11 protein-coding genes are annotated in these 17,281 nt (G+C 72.6%); 8 read left to right on the top strand and 3 right to left on the bottom strand.

The window, feature by feature from the left end; translation table 11 throughout:
• Nucleotides 1-234: 234 nt before the first annotated feature.
• The 3 genes from AB0J87_RS39955 to AB0J87_RS39945 are packed head-to-tail and all read left to right on the top strand — an operon-like array spanning nt 235 to nt 7,114.
• Nucleotides 235-1,836: a TIGR02677 family protein gene (locus AB0J87_RS39955; protein WP_363974607.1), complete on the top strand. Its 1,602-nt coding sequence runs from the start codon at nt 235-237 to the stop codon at nt 1,834-1,836.
• Nucleotides 1,833-3,041, top strand: coding sequence for a TIGR02678 family protein (locus tag AB0J87_RS39950; protein WP_363974604.1), 1,209 nt, complete (start codon nt 1,833-1,835; stop codon nt 3,039-3,041). Before AB0J87_RS39955 ends, AB0J87_RS39950 begins: the two co-directional genes overlap by 4 nt.
• Nucleotides 3,038-7,114: a TIGR02680 family protein gene (locus tag AB0J87_RS39945; RefSeq protein ID WP_363974601.1), complete on the top strand. Its 4,077-nt coding sequence runs from the start codon at nt 3,038-3,040 to the stop codon at nt 7,112-7,114. The genes AB0J87_RS39950 and AB0J87_RS39945 overlap by 4 nt, the downstream gene beginning before the upstream one ends.
• A 15-nt stretch (nt 7,115-7,129) precedes the next feature.
• Here the strand turns inward: AB0J87_RS39945 and AB0J87_RS39940 are convergent, their stop codons facing one another.
• Together AB0J87_RS39940 and AB0J87_RS39935 are read right to left on the bottom strand one after the other, a co-directional pair.
• A complete protein-coding gene (locus AB0J87_RS39940) occupies nt 7,130-10,315 on the bottom strand; it encodes an AAA family ATPase (protein ID WP_363974598.1) in 3,186 nt (1,061 codons plus the stop codon).
• Between the two features lie 68 nt (nt 10,316-10,383).
• Complete coding sequence (locus AB0J87_RS39935; protein ID WP_363974595.1) at nt 10,384-11,331, bottom strand: carbohydrate kinase; 948 nt, start codon at nt 11,329-11,331, stop codon at nt 10,384-10,386.
• 149 nt (nt 11,332-11,480) lie between these two features.
• Here AB0J87_RS39935 and AB0J87_RS39930 point away from each other — a divergent pair, with 149 nt between their 5' ends.
• Genes AB0J87_RS39930 through AB0J87_RS39915 form a run of 4 tightly spaced genes read left to right on the top strand, consistent with a single transcriptional unit; the run spans nt 11,481 to nt 15,290 of the window.
• Entirely contained in the window at nt 11,481-12,473 is a 993-nt protein-coding gene (locus tag AB0J87_RS39930) for a sugar ABC transporter substrate-binding protein (protein ID WP_350727765.1), read from the top strand.
• A gap of 10 nt (nt 12,474-12,483) precedes the next feature.
• Nucleotides 12,484-13,446, top strand: coding sequence for an ABC transporter permease (locus tag AB0J87_RS39925; protein ID WP_350727766.1), 963 nt, complete (start codon nt 12,484-12,486; stop codon nt 13,444-13,446).
• Nucleotides 13,443-14,255, top strand: coding sequence for an ATP-binding cassette domain-containing protein (locus AB0J87_RS39920; protein WP_363974591.1), 813 nt, complete (start codon nt 13,443-13,445; stop codon nt 14,253-14,255). The genes AB0J87_RS39925 and AB0J87_RS39920 overlap by 4 nt, the downstream gene beginning before the upstream one ends.
• Nucleotides 14,256-14,279: 24 nt before the next feature.
• Entirely contained in the window at nt 14,280-15,290 is a 1,011-nt protein-coding gene (locus tag AB0J87_RS39915; protein WP_363974588.1) for a LacI family DNA-binding transcriptional regulator, read from the top strand.
• Here AB0J87_RS39915 and AB0J87_RS39910 read toward each other — a convergent pair whose 3' ends face one another.
• Nucleotides 15,291-16,019, bottom strand: a complete 729-nt coding sequence (locus AB0J87_RS39910; RefSeq protein ID WP_355195771.1) for an SDR family NAD(P)-dependent oxidoreductase — start codon at nt 16,017-16,019, stop codon at nt 15,291-15,293.
• Between the two features lie 122 nt (nt 16,020-16,141).
• Between AB0J87_RS39910 and AB0J87_RS39905 the strand changes: the two genes are divergently transcribed.
• A complete protein-coding gene (locus AB0J87_RS39905) occupies nt 16,142-17,236 on the top strand; it encodes a glycerophosphodiester phosphodiesterase (RefSeq protein ID WP_363974585.1) in 1,095 nt (364 codons plus the stop codon).
• Nucleotides 17,237-17,281: the final 45 nt, after the last annotated feature.

The following is a 17,281-nucleotide window of genomic DNA, read 5'->3' as shown; positions in this document are numbered from 1 at the left end:
GGCTCGCCCATGCGCCGCCCTCGACAAGGTAATCGGATGGTAGTGCTCGGGCGCCGAATCGCGCCGATTCCGCGTCAGGCGCGGGGACGTGTCGTACCGAACCCCGCCATCCCGGCCCCCGTTCCCATGCGCGCGCCGTGCCCTCGGTGATCCTCGCGCAAACCGGGGTCGGGTCATGAGGGCTTCCCGCTACGGTTGCGCGCGTGGAAATCGTGCGGCGAGGGGAGCGGGGCGATGGCTGAGCCGCCACGGGTGCCGCCGGAGATGTTCCGGTTCGCCACCACCGACCGGGCAGACCTGAACACCGCGGTCCTCTACGCCTTCGGCGAGGCCGGCGAGCGGCTGGAGACGGCGCTCACCGTGGAGGCGGCGCGGGAGCGGCTGCGGGCGGTGGGCTGGTACGCGCCGGTCGGCGAGCAGGAGCTGACCGCGACGCTCAAGCAGCTCGCGGGGTGGGGGCTGCTCGACGTCATCTTCAACCACGCCGGGAGCTTCGCCACCGCCGAGGAGTACGAGCGCAAGAACCTGCAGTACTCGCTGACCAGGCGCGGCGAGGCGGCCTTCGCCGGCGTACGGCACGCGATGGCGGTGCTGGCCTCCGCCGGCGCGCTGCAGACCGCGGTGCTCGACGCCATCGCCGACCGGCTGGGGGAGCTGGAGTCGCTGCTGCGCGATCCGGACCCCGGGCGCAACCGGCGGATCTTCGCGAGCCTGCGGGAGCTCGAAGGCCACCTCGACGGGCTGCGCGACAACACCAGGCAGTTCAACGGCGAGCTGCAGCGGCTGCTGCGCGTCGAGGGGACCGACCTCACCACGTTCCACGAGGTCAAGGGGGCCACCGTGGCCTACCTGCAGGAGTTCGTGAGCAATCTGGAGCAGCGCGCCGACACCATCGCCGCCGCCCTGCGCGGGGTGGCCGGGCACGGGGTCGCCGTGCTGCACGCCCGCGCGCTCGACGGGGCCGACCTGCCGGAGGCGCCGGGCACGGATCACGCCACGCCGTGGCTGGCGGAGCGGGCGGCCAGGTGGGAGGGCCTGTGCCGGTGGTTCGCGCCCGAGGACCGGCCGACCGACGGATCGGACGGCGGGCCGGACGACTGGGGGGAGCCGCGGATCCGCCGGCTCCATGACGTGGCGCGGCAGGCCATCGTGTCGCTGCTCCAGGTGCTCGACCGGATCACCGACTCCCGCCGCCGCTCCTCCAGCGCCGCCGCCGACTTCCGTACGCTGGCCCGCTGGTTCGCCGGCGCCCCGAGCGAGGACGACGCCCACCGGCTGTGGGACGCGGCGTTCGGGCTGGGTCCCGCCCGGCACGCGCACCTGGGGCACGCTGACGCGGAGCTGATCCCGGCCGGGGTGCCGTGGCGGGAGGCCGAGCCCGTGGAGGTGTCGGCTCTGCTGCGCTCGCGCGGGCGCACCGAGCGGATGGGCCGCACGGGCAAGGTGCGCGACGTCATCGCCCTGCGGGCCGAGCGCCAGGAACTGGCAGGCAAGGAGCGGGCCGAACTGGAGGCCGCCTGGTCGGCGCTGGCCACCACCGGGGCGACCCGGCTGTCGCAGCTGGGGGAGCTCGACCATGACACCTTCGGACGCCTGCTCGACCTGCTCGGCAGGGCTCTGGCCGAGCGGCCCGACTCGACCGGGTTCCGGCGGGCCGTGACCTCGGACGGGCGGGTGGAGATCGTGCTGCGGGCCCCGGAGGACGGCGCGGTGGCGGTGCTGCGTACGTCGGACGGCTGGTTCCGCGGCCCTGACTACCTCATCGACGTGCGCTCCCTGGGGCTCGCCCGCGTGGGCGGCTCCCCCGCCTACCACGAGCAGGCGGCGGGCGCATGAGCAGCCTGGCCAACCAGCTCGTCAGAGCCGAGAAGGAGGAGATCGCGCGGGCGATCAGGACCCTGCTCGGCCGGCCGCTCGTGTCCCTGCACGACGACGCCGCCGCCTTCGACCTGATCAGGAAACGGCGGCAGCCGCTGATCCAGTGGTTCGACTACTTCTGCGGCTGGCGGCTCGTGGTGGAGCCGCGCCGGGGGTACGCCCGCCTCGTCAAGGTCAGATCCGAGGCGAGCGCCACCCGGCCCGCCCGGCGCCGCCGCACCACCAGGGCCCCGTTCGACCGCCGCCGCTACACGCTGCTCTGCCTCTGCGCCGCCGAGCTGCTCACCTCGCCGGTCACCACGATCGGCATGCTCGCCCAGCGCGTGGTCCAGGCCGCCGCCGTGGAGGCGGGGGTGCCCGCGTTCGACCCGGTCAGGAGCGAGGAGCGGGCCGCGTTCGTGGACGCGCTCAAACAGCTGGAGCACTACGGCGCGATCACGGCCATGGACGGCGCGACCGACTCCTACCTCGACGACGAGGACGCCAAGGTGCTCTACCGCGTCGACACCACCCGCGTGATCAGGCTCCTCGCCGCCCCGGTGCCCCCGTCCCGCATCGCCGCCGAGGGCGACGACCCGATGGGCCGGGTGCTCGGCACGCTCACCACCGAGCCCCGCTACGGCGGCGACGAGCCGACCGAGACCCAGCGCAACCTGTGGGCCAGGCACTCCCTCATGCGCCGCCTCCTCGACGAGCCCGTCGTCTACCGCGACGAGCTGACCCCCGAGCAGTCGGCCTACGCCGCCTCGCTCACCGGCCGCCGGATCATCCGCCGCGCCGCGGAGGAGGCCGGGTTCGTGCTGGAGGAACGGGCCGAGGGCTTCCTGCTCATCGACGCCGACGCCACCGCCACGGACACCAAGTTCCCCGATGACGGAAGCCACGCCAAGGTGGCCGCCCTGCTCCTGCTCGACCTGCTCGTCTCCGCCGGTCCCGTCCGGGCCGCCCGGGTCGACGCCGAGGCCACGGAGCTGCTGCGCCGCTTCCCGCAGTGGGCCAAGGCGTACCAGTCCGACGGCGGCGGGCCGCGGCTGGCCGCCGACGCGCTGGAGGTGCTCGAACTGTTCGGGCTGGCCCGCCGTACGGGTGACCGGGTCGCCGCCCTGCCTGCCGCGGCCCGCTACCGGGTCGATCGCGGCACGGCCGTCCAGGAGGATTCATGACAGTCACGGAGCTCACCGCCGCACTCACCGCCGGCACGCGTGCCGCGCAGGGCATGGACGCCCGCTGGGTGCCCGTACGCGCGGGGATCCTGAACGTGTGGCGCTACTACGACGAGGTGTTCGAGTTCCACCGGGGCAGGCTGCTGCTGCGCGGGCCCAACGGCAGCGGCAAGTCCAAGGTGCTGGAGCTGCTGCTCCCGTACGTGCTCGACGCCAGCCTCAAGCCGAGCAGGCTGTCCACGTTCGGCGGCACCGAGCGCACCATGCACTGGAACCTCATGGGCGACGGCGCCACCGGCACCACCCGGGTCGGCTACGTGTGGCTGGAGTTCCGGCACGCCGACGGGCGCTGGTTCACGTGCGGCGCCCGGCTCCAGGCCACCGTCCACACCAAGAACGTCACCGCCGCGTACTTCACGACCGAGGCCCGCGTCGACGCCCCCGACGGCATCCGGCTCACCGGCGAAGGCGGTCAGCCCCTGACCAAGGCCCAGCTCGCCGAGGAGCTCGGCACGTCGGGCCAGGTCCACGAGTCCGCCGACGCCTACCGCGCCGTCGTGCGCCAGACGCTCTACCGGGCGCTCAACGAGCAGCGCTACGACTCGCTCCTCACCGCCCTGCGCCAGCTGCGCACCCCCAAGCTCTCCGAACGCCTCGACCCGGGCCTGCTGTCCGACCTGCTGTCGAGCGCCCTGCCGCCGCTCGGCGAGGGGGAGATCCACGAGATCGCCGAGGGGTTCGAGCGGCTCGACCGGCAGCGCGAGGAGCTGCGCCTGCTCGACCGCGACGTGGAGGAGGCCGACCGGCTGGCCGGCCGCCAGCGCGGTTACGCGCAGCGGGTCCTGCGCGCCGCCGCGGCCGCGGTGACGTCCGCAGGCCACACCCTCGACTCGCTGGCGGCCGAGGCCAAGGCCAAGCGCGAGGCGCTCAAGGAGGTCGAGGGCGAGCTGAACGCCACGACCGTGCGGCTCGGGGAGGAGGAGGCGCAGGAGCTGGCACTGGCGGCGCAGGTCGACGGGCTCAAGGAGAGCGAGGCGTACCGGGCGGGCTCCGAGCTGCACCGGCTCCGCATGGAGGCGCAGGCCGCCCACGAGACGGCCGCCCTGCTCCGCGACCAGGCGGGTGCGGCGGCCCGCTCGGCCGCCGCCAAGCAGGAGCTGTCGGCGCTGGCCGAGGCCGCCGCCCGCACCGCCGCCGCGCTGTCGGAACGTTCCAGGACGGAGGCCCGCCACGCGGCCGAACGCGCCGGGCTGCTGGCCGCCCACGAGGAGTCCGACCGGGCCGGATCCGGCCCGGAGCCGGACGACGGTGATCAGGCCGTCCGCGCCGCCGACGGGGCCGGCGCCGTGCACCGGGCCCGGGAGCTGCTGCGGGCCGCCGTCACCAGCCGCGCCGCCCAGATCCGGGAGGTACGCGCCGGAGCCGTCGAGCACCAGGAGGCCATCAACCGCCGCACCGCGGCCGAGCAGGACCGCGACCGCGCCCGCGACGACCTCGCCGCCGCTCAGGCCGCCCACGACGCGGCCGAGAGCCTGCGCGACGAGCGGGCCGCCAACCTGGCCGCCGCCCTGTCCGAATGGGCGGCCGGCTGCGCGCAGCTCAAGCTCGACGCGGACGAGCTGGCGGGTCTGGCGGAGCGGTTCGAGCAGGCCGACGAGCTGGTGGGCGCCGCCCGTACGGCGGCGGCCGTGAAGCTGGCCGCCCGGGAGCAGCACCTGACCGGCCTGCGCGACAAGCTGCTGGCCGAGCGCGGCGAGCTGATCCGCGAACGCGAACGCCTCAACGACCGGACCGTTCTCGACCCGCGCGCCACGCACGCCCGCGACATGGCCGCCAGGAAGGGACGCCCGGGGGCCCCGCTGTGGCGGGCGGTGGCGTTCAGGTCGGGCCTCGACCCCGTCGCCCAGGCGGGCGTGGAGGCGGCGCTGGAGGCGGCGGGCCTGCTGGACCTGTGGCTGCGCCCGGACGGCGGGTTCGACGCGGGGGAGCACGACGCGTTCGCGGTGGCCGCGCTGGCCAAGCCCGCGCCCGGCTACAGCCTGGCCCACGTGCTGCTCACGGAGGCGGACTCCCCGGTCAAGGCCGACACGGTGCTGGCCGGCATCGCGTTCGCGCCCAGCGCGATCGGCGTCGACCACCCCGCGGTCGTCGGCGCCGACGGCACCTGGCGGCTCGGGCCCGCCGCGGGCCGCTGGGTCAAGCCCGAACCCTCCTACATCGGCGCCACCGCCCGCGAGCGTGCCAGGCGCCGCCGCGTCGCCGAGCTGGACGACCGGCTCGGCGAGCTCGCGGGCACGGTCGCCGAGTGCGACCACCTGCTCGCCGTGGTCGACGCCGACCGCGACACGCTGGCCGCCGAACTGCGGCGCCGGCCCGCCCGGCGGCCGTACGCGGACGCGCTCGACGCGCTCGACGGGGCGGTGAAGAAGGTCGCGCTGCTCGAGGACCAGCTCAGGGCCTACGAGCAGCGCCTGCACGACCGGGAGAAGGAGGTCGGCAGGACGCTGCGGCGGCTCACCGAGCTGGCGGCCGGCCACGCCCTGCCCACCGCGCCGCCCGCGCTCGACAACCTCGAAGAGGCCCTGCGCACCGCCGAGACGACCGGCACCGCCTGGCACGACCGGCGCGCCGACGCCCGCGCCGCCGCGGAGCGCGCCCAGCACGCCGCCGAGACCGCCGGCGAATACCAGGACCTGGCCGTCAGGGCCGTCGAACGCGCCGAGGACGCCGCGGCGGGCGCCGTCACGCTGGCGGAGAAGCTCGCGGCCGTCGAGTCCACGGTCGGCGCCGAGCACCTGCGCGTGCTGGAGCGGCTCCAGGAGACGCAGGCCGCGTACCAGACCTGCCGCCGCCTCATCCGCTCGGTCAACGACGACCTGGCCCGCATGCACGCCCGGCTCGGCGAGCTCAGGGGCGAGCTGGGCACGGCCGAGGAGAAGCACGCCGAGGCGGGGCGGGTGCGGGACGAGGTGTCCGAACGCTTCCGCGGCCTGACGGCCGGGCACCTGGCGGCGGACGCGCGGGCGACGGTCGAGCTGGCGCGCGACGCCGGGGTGCGGGCCGTGCTGGTCTCGGCCAGGGACGTCGCCGAGCAGCTCGCGGCGGTGCCGTACGAGCAGAAGAACGTCAAGGAGGCGGAGGCGCGGCTGCTGGACGCCTTCCACCACGCCAGGGAGATCCTCGCCGACCGCGCGGACCTGGAGCTGACGCCCGACGGGGACGTCCAGCTGCTGACCGCCACCGTCGCCGGCGTCCGGGCGGGGGCCGCCGCCCTCAGCGAGGCGCTGCGCAAGGAGCGCGACGAGCGGCGCTCGGACATCACGGAGGCGGAGCGGGACCTGTTCGACCGGACGCTGGCCGGCGACACGCGGCGGCACCTCGCCGACCGGATCCGGCAGGCGACCGCGCTGGTGGAGGGCATGAACCAGCGCCTCGAACGCGTCCGCACCGCCTCTCGGGTGGCCGTCCGCCTGGTGTGGCAGGTCGACCCCACGCAGTCGCCCGGCACCCGGGCCGCCCGCGACCTGCTGCTGCGCGACCCGGCCGGGCTGGACGAGGCCGACAGGGAGGCCCTGTACGTCTTCTTCAGGGACCGGGTGGAGGAGGCGCGGGCCGACAACTCGTCGGCGAGCTGGGAGGACCAGCTCATGAAGGTGCTCGACTACACGGCCTGGCACCGGTTCGTGGTCAGGCTGGACCGCGGCGACGGGCAGGGCTGGCAGGACCTCACCAGGAAGCTGCACGGGGCGCTGTCCGGAGGGGAGAAGGCGATCGCGCTGCACCTGCCGCTGTTCGCCGCCGTGGCCGCGCACTACCAGAGCGACCCGGGCTGTCCCCGGTTCATCCTGCTGGACGAGGTGTTCGTGGGGGTGGACAGGACGAACCGGGGGCAGGTGTTCGACCTGCTGGTGAACCTGGGGCTGGACCTGGTGCTCACGTCCGACCACGAGTGGTGCGAGTACCGCGAGCTCGACGGGATCGCCGTCCACCAGCTCATCACCGGCGACGGGGACGACGCGGTGACGACCGCCCGCTTCGTCTGGAACGGCTACCGTACGGTCCCGACGGAATGACTGTTCCCGACGGTGCTAATCGTTCTGAATGATCACGCTCTGGGTCTGCCCGAGTTCGCAGCCGTCGAGCGTGCCGTCCAACCGGTAGGCCGCGAGCAACTGCCGGAGCGCGTCGTCGGCGCCCGCGACCCCGGGATCGAGCTGTGCGCCGAGCGAGGCCAGGGCCGGAGATTCCGGCCCTGCCAGCCTGAACAGCAAGGCGACGCCGGGCGCGTCCGCATAGGTCTCGGATTCGGTGAGCCAGGGGATCTCGTCGGCAAGCGCCGGATGCGCGCACAGCACGGCCGCCATCGCGTACGGGTCCGGTCTCCTGCCGCGGCCGACCCGGTCCGTCCACCGGACGACGTCCGCCGCCGACGCGGTCGTCAGCAGGCGGCTGCACTGTTTGAGCAGCGTCGCCAGCTGATCCAGCACCTTCTCCAGCTCTTCGTCGCCGACATCGTCGCCCGGGTCGACCAGAACCAGGTGTCCCTGCCGGCCGGGGCTGGTGAGCAGCGCGCTGATGGAGCTCTTGACGATGTCGGCCCACGAGTCGCCGGGACTGGAGTACTGAAGGCCCCCGACCGAGCTGTGGCCGAACCGAAGCCGCCTCTCCAGGGCGGTATCCCCGACGAGGCGTGCGTACATGACATCCGGGGCATCGGCTACCAGCTGCGCATTCGGCTGTGCCGAAATCTCGACCGAGCCGCCGTCGAACCTCAACGTGCTGAGGATCGACTGCCTTCCGGCCGTGTCGAGGCCCGACATCCACAGCATCACCATGGATCGCCACCGGGCCCGCTCGTTCTCTCCTTCCGGCCAGAGATCGTCGAGCAACACGAAATTCCGCAGCAGGACGAGCAGCGTGACCAGGTTGGCCGAGTAGGCCGCCAGCTGCCGCACCCGGTCCGTCGGGGTCGGCCGGTAGTCGGCGTACCGCTCCGAGCCGAACCTTCTGCGATGGCCCGCGATGAGCGCCGTGAGAGCGCCGGCGATCCGCCCCCGCTGCTCCGCCGGCAACTCGTCGGCCAACTCCTCCACGAACGTCAGGATGGTCCGCCGGTTCGACAGCGGCTGGTGCGACAGCAGCGCGAAGAGGAGGTTGTCGTTCAGGTCGCGGGCTCCGCGCCGGACCGGGGATTCGGCTGCCAGCTCGCCGAGCAGCTCGATGGTCTGTGCGGCCATCAGGTACTCGCCGAAGGTGGCGTGCATGAACTCGTAGCTCTGCCGCGGGTCGGCACCGGGCGCGCGGGCCTCGGCGGTGTGGACGAAGAAGAACTGTCCGATCAGCCGGCTGCCGACCTCGTCGGTGCGACTCGACGAGGAGGCCTGCTCGTCCATCGCCAGGAGGTCCGCCCCCAGCTCGGCGTCCGTCACGTTCTGCCTGCCACGGTTGAACATCGCGAACGCCGCCACGGCCAGTCTCCACAGCTGTTCGCGGACGAGCTCCTCACGCCGATGGCCGGAGAGCTTCTTGTTGGTGCGTTCGATCTCCCGGCGGGCGAAGGTGTCCAGCAGCCTTCTGTAGAGGTCGGCGGTCGAGAGCCCGTCGTCGAGCGCGGGCGCCCCGGGATCGGCGCAGTACAGAGCGAGCATGAGCAGCAGGAGCGGCTGTCCGGCCAGCTCGGGATGCCGCATGGCCGCCCCGGGGGTCAGCGCACGCGAGGCGCCGCCCCTGTTGGCGAAGTTCCACACCCGCAACCAGGCCGCGATCTGGTCCTCGTCGAACTCCTCAAGCTTGACGGCCACCGTCCCCTCCGGAACGGTGATCCGGTCGGCGACCACCGTCCGGGAGGTCACGATCACCACGACCGGGCGTTCCTGATCGGCCTCCTGACGCTGGAACGCCATGACCTCCTGCAGGTAGCCGCCCCGGTGACCGGCCGCCTGGAGCAGCTCGTCGAGGCCGTCCAGGAGGACGACGCGGATGGTGGCGCGGCTCTGGTCGGCCAGCTCCCACCAGTTGACCCGGCGATGGGTGGCCAGGTCGAGCGCTTCCTGGATCTGGTCGTGCACCGGTGCCCCGGCGCCGACCCGGCGCAGCGGAACCCGCACCGCGGTGAAGGCGGAGGCGGGCAGCCGTCCGGCGAGCATCTTGGTCAGGGAGCTCTTGCCCGCTCCTGGGTGCCCGAGCAGCAGCATCGGCGCTCGGGTGGCCTGGGGCGAGGTGAGGTGCGCCGCGAAGCGGAGGTCGAGGTCACCGAACACCGGCTGCTCACGCCACCAGTTCTCGTCGGCCAGCTTCTGGTCCTTGCCGCTCAGACTGATCCGGTAGCGGGGATCGACGAAGGACTCCTCGAGCGCGGGGAAGGTGAGCTCGGGGGTGGCCAGCACCGCGTCCTCCGCGACGATGTGCTCACGTAACGCGCCCCGGTTGGCCCGGCTCACGATGGCGCACAGGTCGGGCTCCTCCCGGCGGTCGCCGGCCATCGACTCCAGCACCTGCTCCAGACGGGAGAGGGCGGCGGAGTGGCTGTCGAACGCGGTACTGACGTCCTCGCGGACCCCGGCGACCGCGGCCCTCGTGGCGGCGTGCTCGCCCAGACTTGCCCAGATGAGGAACTCCGGCACGGTCGCGCAGAGCGACAGGTAGTGGGACCGGTAACGCTCGATCGCGGCATCGAGGACCGTCTCCAGGTTCACCGGCAGCGAGGTGCCGGCCTGCGCGGTGAGGAGCCCCAGGAAGCGCAGGTGAGGCGCGATCATCCAATCCCGCAGTGCTGGGATGTTCTCCTCGAATCCCCGGGCGGGAGAGGGCGCGGGCACCTCGATGTCATAAAGGGCGTCGATCAGGTGCTCGTGGGCGTCGCGGGCGGTAGGCGTGATGAGCTGGAGCTTTTCGGCGTCCGTGAGGCGGGGCCGCGTGGCGAGCGGCGCCCTCAGGTGCTCGCGCCACGCCTCGAAGACCGCCGCCGCGACGATCGTGGTGTGGGCGGCGCAGATCAGCCGATGCCGTTCGTAGCCGGAGAGCCTCAGCAGCCGGTCGGCGGCGCTGTCCAGGGCCGCGCGAAGCAGCGAGACCGCCTCGTTCTTCTGGTCCACCCAGCCCCAGACCGCCGCGAACGCCGCCAGCGGCGGCAGCGCCGCCCCGCCGAGAGCCACGGCTCCGGCGGCCAGGATGGCGCCGCCCAGGAGCTTGTTCAGTCGGTCTATCCGGGGGCGGTCATGATGGCCGAGGATCGCCAGCGCGCCGCGATAGGTCAGGTCCGGGTCGCGGCGCATGACACCTCCACTGCTGCGTGCATGTGCCAAGTGTGGCCGGTCTCCGCCTGTCTCGCCTCTCGGTCGGGTCAGAGAGCATCGGCCCAGGGCGGGTTGGCGCCCGCGACCGAGCACGTCAGTGCCGCCACCCTTACCGCGAACTCGGCCGCCTCCACCGCCGTCCCCAGATCCAGGCCGTCCAGGCGGCCCCCCAGGAGGTCCTTGGCGGCGAGGCTGTGCAGGAGGCCCGCCGTGAAGGAGTCGCCCGCGCCGACCGTGTCCACCACGTTCACCTCCGGCGCCGGCACCGACGCGCGCTCGCCGTCCAGGGACACCAGCGCGCCCGCCGCGCCCCTCGTGACGACGATCAGCCGGGCGCCGGCGGCGTGCCAGGTGTCGCAGGCACGCTCCACCGGCACGCCGGGCAGCAGGAAGTCGAGGTCGTCCGCGCTGAGCTTGAGGATGTCGGTCCACTCGCACCAGCGCGACACCGGGTAGTCGGCCAGGGAGGCGAGGCTGGGGCGGACGTTCGGGTCGATCGAGATCGTGGCGCGCCCGGCGGCCTCCCGCGCGAAGGCCTCCACCGCCGTCCGGCCCGGCTCCCTGGCCAGGGCGAGCGATCCGGTGTGCAGGCAGGCGACCGGGCCGAGGCGGTCCAGGTCCAGCTCGTACGGGGTCCACTGCCAGTCGGCGGTGCCGTCGGCGTAGAAGGTGTACTCGGCCTGACCACCGGCGTCGAGGGCGGCGACGGCGAGCGTGCTGGGCTCCTTGGCGTCGACGGAGGCCGAGAGGTCCACGCCAGAGGAGGCGAGGTGGCGGCGGAACAGCTCGCCGAACACGTCGCCGGAGACGCGGCCGAGGAAGCGCGTGGGGGTCCCGAGCCGGGCCAGCGCCACCGCCGTGTTCGCGGGCCCGCCGCCCGGCAGCACCCGCAACCCCAGCTCCATCGCCTCCCCGCCGTGCTCGGCCGGGGGGTGGTCGCCGGGGGAGCGGGTGGTGAAGCCGTCGGCGACACACTCGCCCAGGACAGCGATCATCGAGCCTGCCTTTCAGGCACGTTGCCGATTTGTTACGGCATGGGGGCATTGACGTTTCTCGGATGGGAGTCCATCATCGCAGCACAGCGGATGTCAACGTTGACATATGTCAACGATGACATCGGGTCCCCCCCTGATAGGAACCGCCCATGAATGCAAAGATTTCGGCCGGACTCCTGGTCACCGCCCTTCTCGTCACCGGATGTGGCGGCGGGGGCGGGGGCGCCGGGCAGAGCTCCTCCGCGACGCCCAAGGTCGGCCTCATCACCAAGACCGAGACGAACCCGTTCTTCGTGAAGATGAAGGAGGGCGCCCAGAAGTCGGCCCAGGCCAACGGCATGGAGCTGATGACCGCCGCCGGCAAGTTCGACGGCGACAACGCCTCCCAGATCACGGCCATCGAGAACATGGTCGCCGCCGGTGTGAAGGGCATCCTCATCACGCCGAGCGACACCAAGGCCATCGTGCCCGCCGTCAAGAAGGCCCGCGACGCGGGCGTGCTCGTCATCGCGCTGGACACGCCGACGGACCCGCAGGACGCCACGGACGCGCTGTTCGCCACCGACAACCTCAAGGCCGGCGAGCTGATCGGCCAGTACGCCAAGGCCGCCATGGCCGGCAAGCCCGCCAAGATCGCCACCCTCGACCTGGCCCCCGGCATCACCGTCGGCCAGCTCAGGCACGACGGCTTCCTGAAGGGGTACGGGATCGCGGAGGGCGACCCGTCCATCGTCTGCTCGCAGGACACCAGGGGCGACCAGGCCAAGGGCCAGACCGCCATGGAGAACTGCCTGCAGAAGGCCCCCGACATCAACCTCGTCTACACGATCAACGAGCCCGCGGCGCTGGGCGCGTACACGGCGCTGAAGGCCAAGGGCCGGGAGAAGGACGTGCTGATCGTCTCCGTGGACGGCGGCTGCACCGGCACCAAGGCCGTGAAGTCGGGCGAGATCGCCGCCACGAGCCAGCAGTACCCGCTGAAGATGGCGGAGGACGGCGTCAAGGCGGTGTCGGAGTTCGCCAAGACCGGCAAGAAGGCCTCCGGCTACACCGACACCGGCGTCACCCTGATCACCGACAAGTCCGTCTCCGGCGTCGAGGCCAAGGACACGGCCTTCGGCCTGGCCAACTGCTGGGGCTGACATGGCCGTCATGGAAGCGACGCTGCCGCGCCGCCTGATCTCCACACCCGTCGCGGGCCCGCTGGCCGCGCTCGTCCTGGCCTGCGTGTTCTTCGCGCTCAGGACCGACCAGTTCTTCACCGGCCCGAACTTCTCGCTGATCATCCAGCAGGTCATGGTGGTCGGCACGCTGGCCATCGGCCAGACACTGATCATCCTGACCGCGGGCATCGACCTGTCCAACGGCGCGATCATGGCGTTCGGCGGCATCGTGATGACCAAGCTGGCCGTGGACAGCGGCCTGCCGCCGGTCCTCGCGGTCGCCGCCGGGCTCGCCGTCTGCTCGCTGTTCGGGCTGGTCAACGGGTTGCTGGTGACACGGATCTCGTTGCCGCCGTTCATCGTGACGCTCGGCATGCTGAACGTGGTCTTCGCCCTGACCCACATCTACTCCAACGAGCAGACGGTCACGGACCTGCCGCCGGTGCTGACGTTCCTCGGCCAGACGTTCCAGGTCGGGCAGACGAACGTCACCTACGGCTCGCTGCTGACGATCCTGCTGTTCCTGCTGTTCGCGTATCTGCTCGGCTCCACGGCATGGGGCCGCCACGTGTACGCGCTCGGCAACAGCCCCGAGGTGGCCCGCCTGACCGGCATCAGGACGAGCCGGCTGACCATCGGCGTCTACACGCTGGCCGGCTTCGTGTACGGCATCGCCGCCCTGCTGCTGGTCTCGCGTACCGGAGTGGGCGACCCGCAGGCCGGCCAGACCGACAACCTGGACAGCATCACCGCGGTCGTCCTGGGCGGGACGAGCCTGTTCGGCGGCCGTGGACTGGTGATCGGCACGCTGGTCGGAGCGCTCATCGTAGGGGTGTTCCGCAACGGGCTGCAGCTGATGGGCGTACCGTCGATCTATCAGACGCTCATCACCGGCATCCTGGTGATCCTCGCCGTCGCGGTCGACCAGCTCTCCCGCAGGAGGAACCGATGACGACCCCCGTGCTCCAGGCCCGCGGCCTGGTGAAGCGCTACGGCCACGTGACCGCGCTCGACGGCGCCGACTTCGAGCTGATGCCCGGCGAGGTGCTCGCCGTCATCGGCGACAACGGCGCCGGCAAGACCAGCCTCATCAAGGCGCTCACGGGCGCGCTCCAGCCCGACACCGGCGAGATCCTGCTCGACGGCAAGCCGGTGCGCTTCCGCGACCCGCTGGAGGCGCGCCGGCAGGGCATCGAGACCGTCTACCAGGACCTCGCGGTGGCGGCCTCGCTCGACATCGCCACGAACATGTTCCTCGGCCGCGAGATCCGCAAGCCCGGCATCCTCGGCAGCGTCTTCCGCATGCTCGACAAGAAGCGCATGCGCGAGGAGTCCGCCCGGCACATGGCCGAGCTCAAGATCGGGCTGCGCTCGCTCACCCAGCCGGTCGAGTCGCTGTCCGGCGGCCAGCGGCAGGGTGTGGCCGTGGCCAGGGCGGTGGCGTGGGCCACGCACGTCGTGGTCATGGACGAGCCCACGGCCGCGCTCGGCGTCAAGGAGTCCGGCCAGGTGCTCGACATGATCAAACGGGTCCGCGACGGGGGCACGCCGGTCGTGCTGATCAGCCACAACATGCCGCACGTGTTCGAGATCGCCGACCGCATCCACGTCCAGCGCCTCGGCCGCCGGGTCGCCCAGATCAAGCCGGGCGACCACAGCATGGCCGAGGTGGTGGCCATCATGACCGGCGCCCTTCAGGTCTCGGAAGGCAAGGCGGTGGTGGCGGACCAGGGCGCGGCGGAGGCTATCGGGTTGTCCTGATGAGCGGCCACTAACATGGGCGCAATGCGGCGTCCGACGATGACAGATGTGGCGCGTGAGGTCGGCGTCACGGCGAAGACGGTCTCGCGGGTGCTCAACGACGACGGCCCGGTCGCCGTCGAGACCCGCGAGCGCGTCATGGAGGCCGTCAGGAAGCTGGGCTACCAGCCCAACCTGATGGCCCGCAACATGCGGGTCGGCGCGCGCGACGCCGCGATCGGCCTGGTCATCCCCGAGATGGGCAACCCGTTCTTCGGCACGGTCGCGGGCGGCATCGAGAGCGCCGTCCGCGCCCGCGGCCTCACCCTCATCGTCGGCAACTCCAGCGAGACCGCCGACCTGGAGCAGTCGCTGATCGCGACGTTCCTGGCCCGCAGGGTGAGCGCGCTCATGGTGGTCCCCTCGGCCACCAGCGACCACCGCCACCTGCGCAACGAACGCGTGGCCGGCCTGCCCATCGTCTTCCTCGACCGGCCGGCGGTCGGCCTGACCGCCGACAGCGTGGTCAGCGCCAACCGGGAGGGCGCCAGGGCCGGCGTCGCCCACCTGATCGCCCACGGCCACCGCAGGATCGGCTTCGTCGGCGACGTGCCCGCCGCCCTCTACACGCGCCGCGAACGCTTCCAGGGCTACCGCGACGCGCTCGAAGGCGCGGGGCTGCCGTTCGACCGGGGCCTGGTGGAGACGGGTCACGACCAGGAGGCCGCGGCCCGGGCCACGATGCGGCTGTTAGCCCTCGGCGATCCGCCGACCGCCCTGTTCGCGGGCAACAACCTCGCCTCCACGGGCGCGGTGGTGGCGCTGTCACGAGCCCGCCGCAGGGACGTGGCGCTGGTGGGCTTCGACGACCTGCCCCTGGCCGAGTGCCTGGACCCGCCGCTGACGGTCGTGGCCCAGGACCCGGCGCGGATGGGGGCCGCGGCGGCCGAGCAGGTGCTGGCGCGGCTGGACGGCGACCGCTCCAAGGCCCGCAGGACGCTGGTGCCCACCCGGCTGGTCGTCCGGGGCTCGGGCGAACTGCCCGCCCCCAAGTAGCTAGCGGGGGTAGGCGCCGCCGTCCAGGCTGAGGACCTGGCTGGTCAGATAGCCGTTGCGGAGGACGGCCAGGGCCAGGTCGGCGACCTCCTCAGGACGCCCGAAGCGGCCGACCGGGAGGTGGCTCGGGCTCGCCGTGGCCGGGAGCATCGCGGTGTCCTCGATCAGGGCGGGCGCCAGGGCGTTGACCGTCACGCCGTGCGAGGCCACGCGGGCGGCCAGGAAGTGGAGCATGCCGTGCAGGGCCGCCTTGGACGCGGCGTAGTGCGGGCCGACGATGCCGCCGGTGAAGGCCGCGATCGACGACATGAACAGCACCCGCCCGAACCCCCGCGCCGCCATCCCCGGCAGCGACTGCTGCGCCAGCAGGAACGGCGCGCGCAGGTTGACCGCCATCGTGCGGTCCCACGTCACCGCGTCCACCGCCGTGTACTCCTGCTGGATGGCATAGCCCGCGTTGGAGATCAGCAGGTCGACGGGGCCGAGCGCGTCGGCCGTGGCGCGCAGCAGGGCGACCGGGACCTGCGGGTCGGCCAGGTCGCCCGGGAGCGCGATCGCGTCCACGCCGGCGGCCCGCGCCCGCGCCACCAGGTCGTCGGCGTGCTCGGAGCGGGTGCCGTACGTGAAGGCGGTTCTGACTCCCGCGGCGATGAGACGGCGCCCGATCGCCTGCCCGATGCCGCCCGACGCGCCGGTCAGCAGGGCCACGCGGCCAGTGAGTTGGGTCATGTCACCCAATCTTCCCCGTGACTGAGGCGTTGACGGCACGTTGGAATGGGGCGTTTCCGTACGTCTTCCACTGTGTGCTCACGCGTAACTCGCGGTCCACCTGGGCGGTCTACGGTGCGCGCATGAGAATGCGCAGGTTACTCGCGAGTGTGCTGGCCGGAGTCGTCGCGGGCGGTACCGTCGCGGTCGTGCTGACCCAGACGACTCCCGCCACGGCCGAGCGCCGCGGCCAGGCACCCATCGTGATCGGCCACCGGGGCGCGAGCGCCCACCGGCCCGAGCACACGCTCCTGTCGTACGAGACCGCCATCGCCATGGGCGCCGACTACATCGAGCCCGACCTCGTCTCGACCAAGGATCACGTGCTGGTCGCCAGGCACGAGAACGAGATCTCCGGGACGACCGACGTGTCCGCGCACCCGGAGTTCGCCGACCGGCGCACCACCAAGACCGTGGACGGCCGGCCGATCACCGGCTGGTTCACCGAGGACTTCACGCTGGCCGAGCTGAAGACGCTGCGCGCCAAGGAGCGCGTCCCCGACCTGCGGCCGGACAACACCGCGTTCGACGGGCTGCCGGAGATCCCGACGTTCGAGGAGGTCGTGAAGCTGGCGCAGGAGCACGGCGTCGGCGTCTACCCCGAGACCAAGCACCCGACGTACTTCGACTCCATCGGCCTGTCGCTGGAAGAGCCGCTGCTGGACGTGCTCAACCGGTATCGCGTGCGCAAGGCGTACATCCAGTCCTTCGAGACCGCGAACCTGCGCGAGCTGCGCGGCAAGACCCGCCTGCCGCTGATCCAGCTGATCACGTTCGGGGGCGCGCCGTACGACTGGGTCGCCTCCGGGAGCACCCGCACGTACGACGACATGGTCAAGCCGGACGGGCTGCGCGAGGTGGCCTCGTACGCGAGCGGGATCGGGGTGGACACCCGGCGCGTGGTGCCCCAGGACGCCTCCGGCAAGACCCTCGAACCGACCACGCTGGTCGCCGACGCGCACCGGCGCCGGCTGGACGTGCACGTCTGGACGGTACGGAACGAGAACTCGCAGCTGCCCGCCGACTACCGGCTCGGCAACCCGGCCAGCCCCGTCTACCCCCGGGCCACCGGGAACGTGATGGGGTGGCTGTCGAAGCTGATCGACCTGGGCATCGACGGCGCCTTCTGCGACGACCCCGCCATGGGCAGGGCCGTGGTGAGCGGACGGCAGGCGTAGGGACTCGTGGGGCGTCGGCCCTATTCCCCACCGGATCAGTGGGTA

The sequence above is a fragment of the Nonomuraea sp. NPDC049625 genome (assembly GCF_040675285.1).
Classification (GTDB): domain Bacteria; phylum Actinomycetota; class Actinomycetes; order Streptosporangiales; family Streptosporangiaceae; genus Nonomuraea; species Nonomuraea angiospora_A.
Note: the sequence above shows the minus strand (reverse complement) of the source record. Positions and strands in the feature narration are given on the sequence as shown.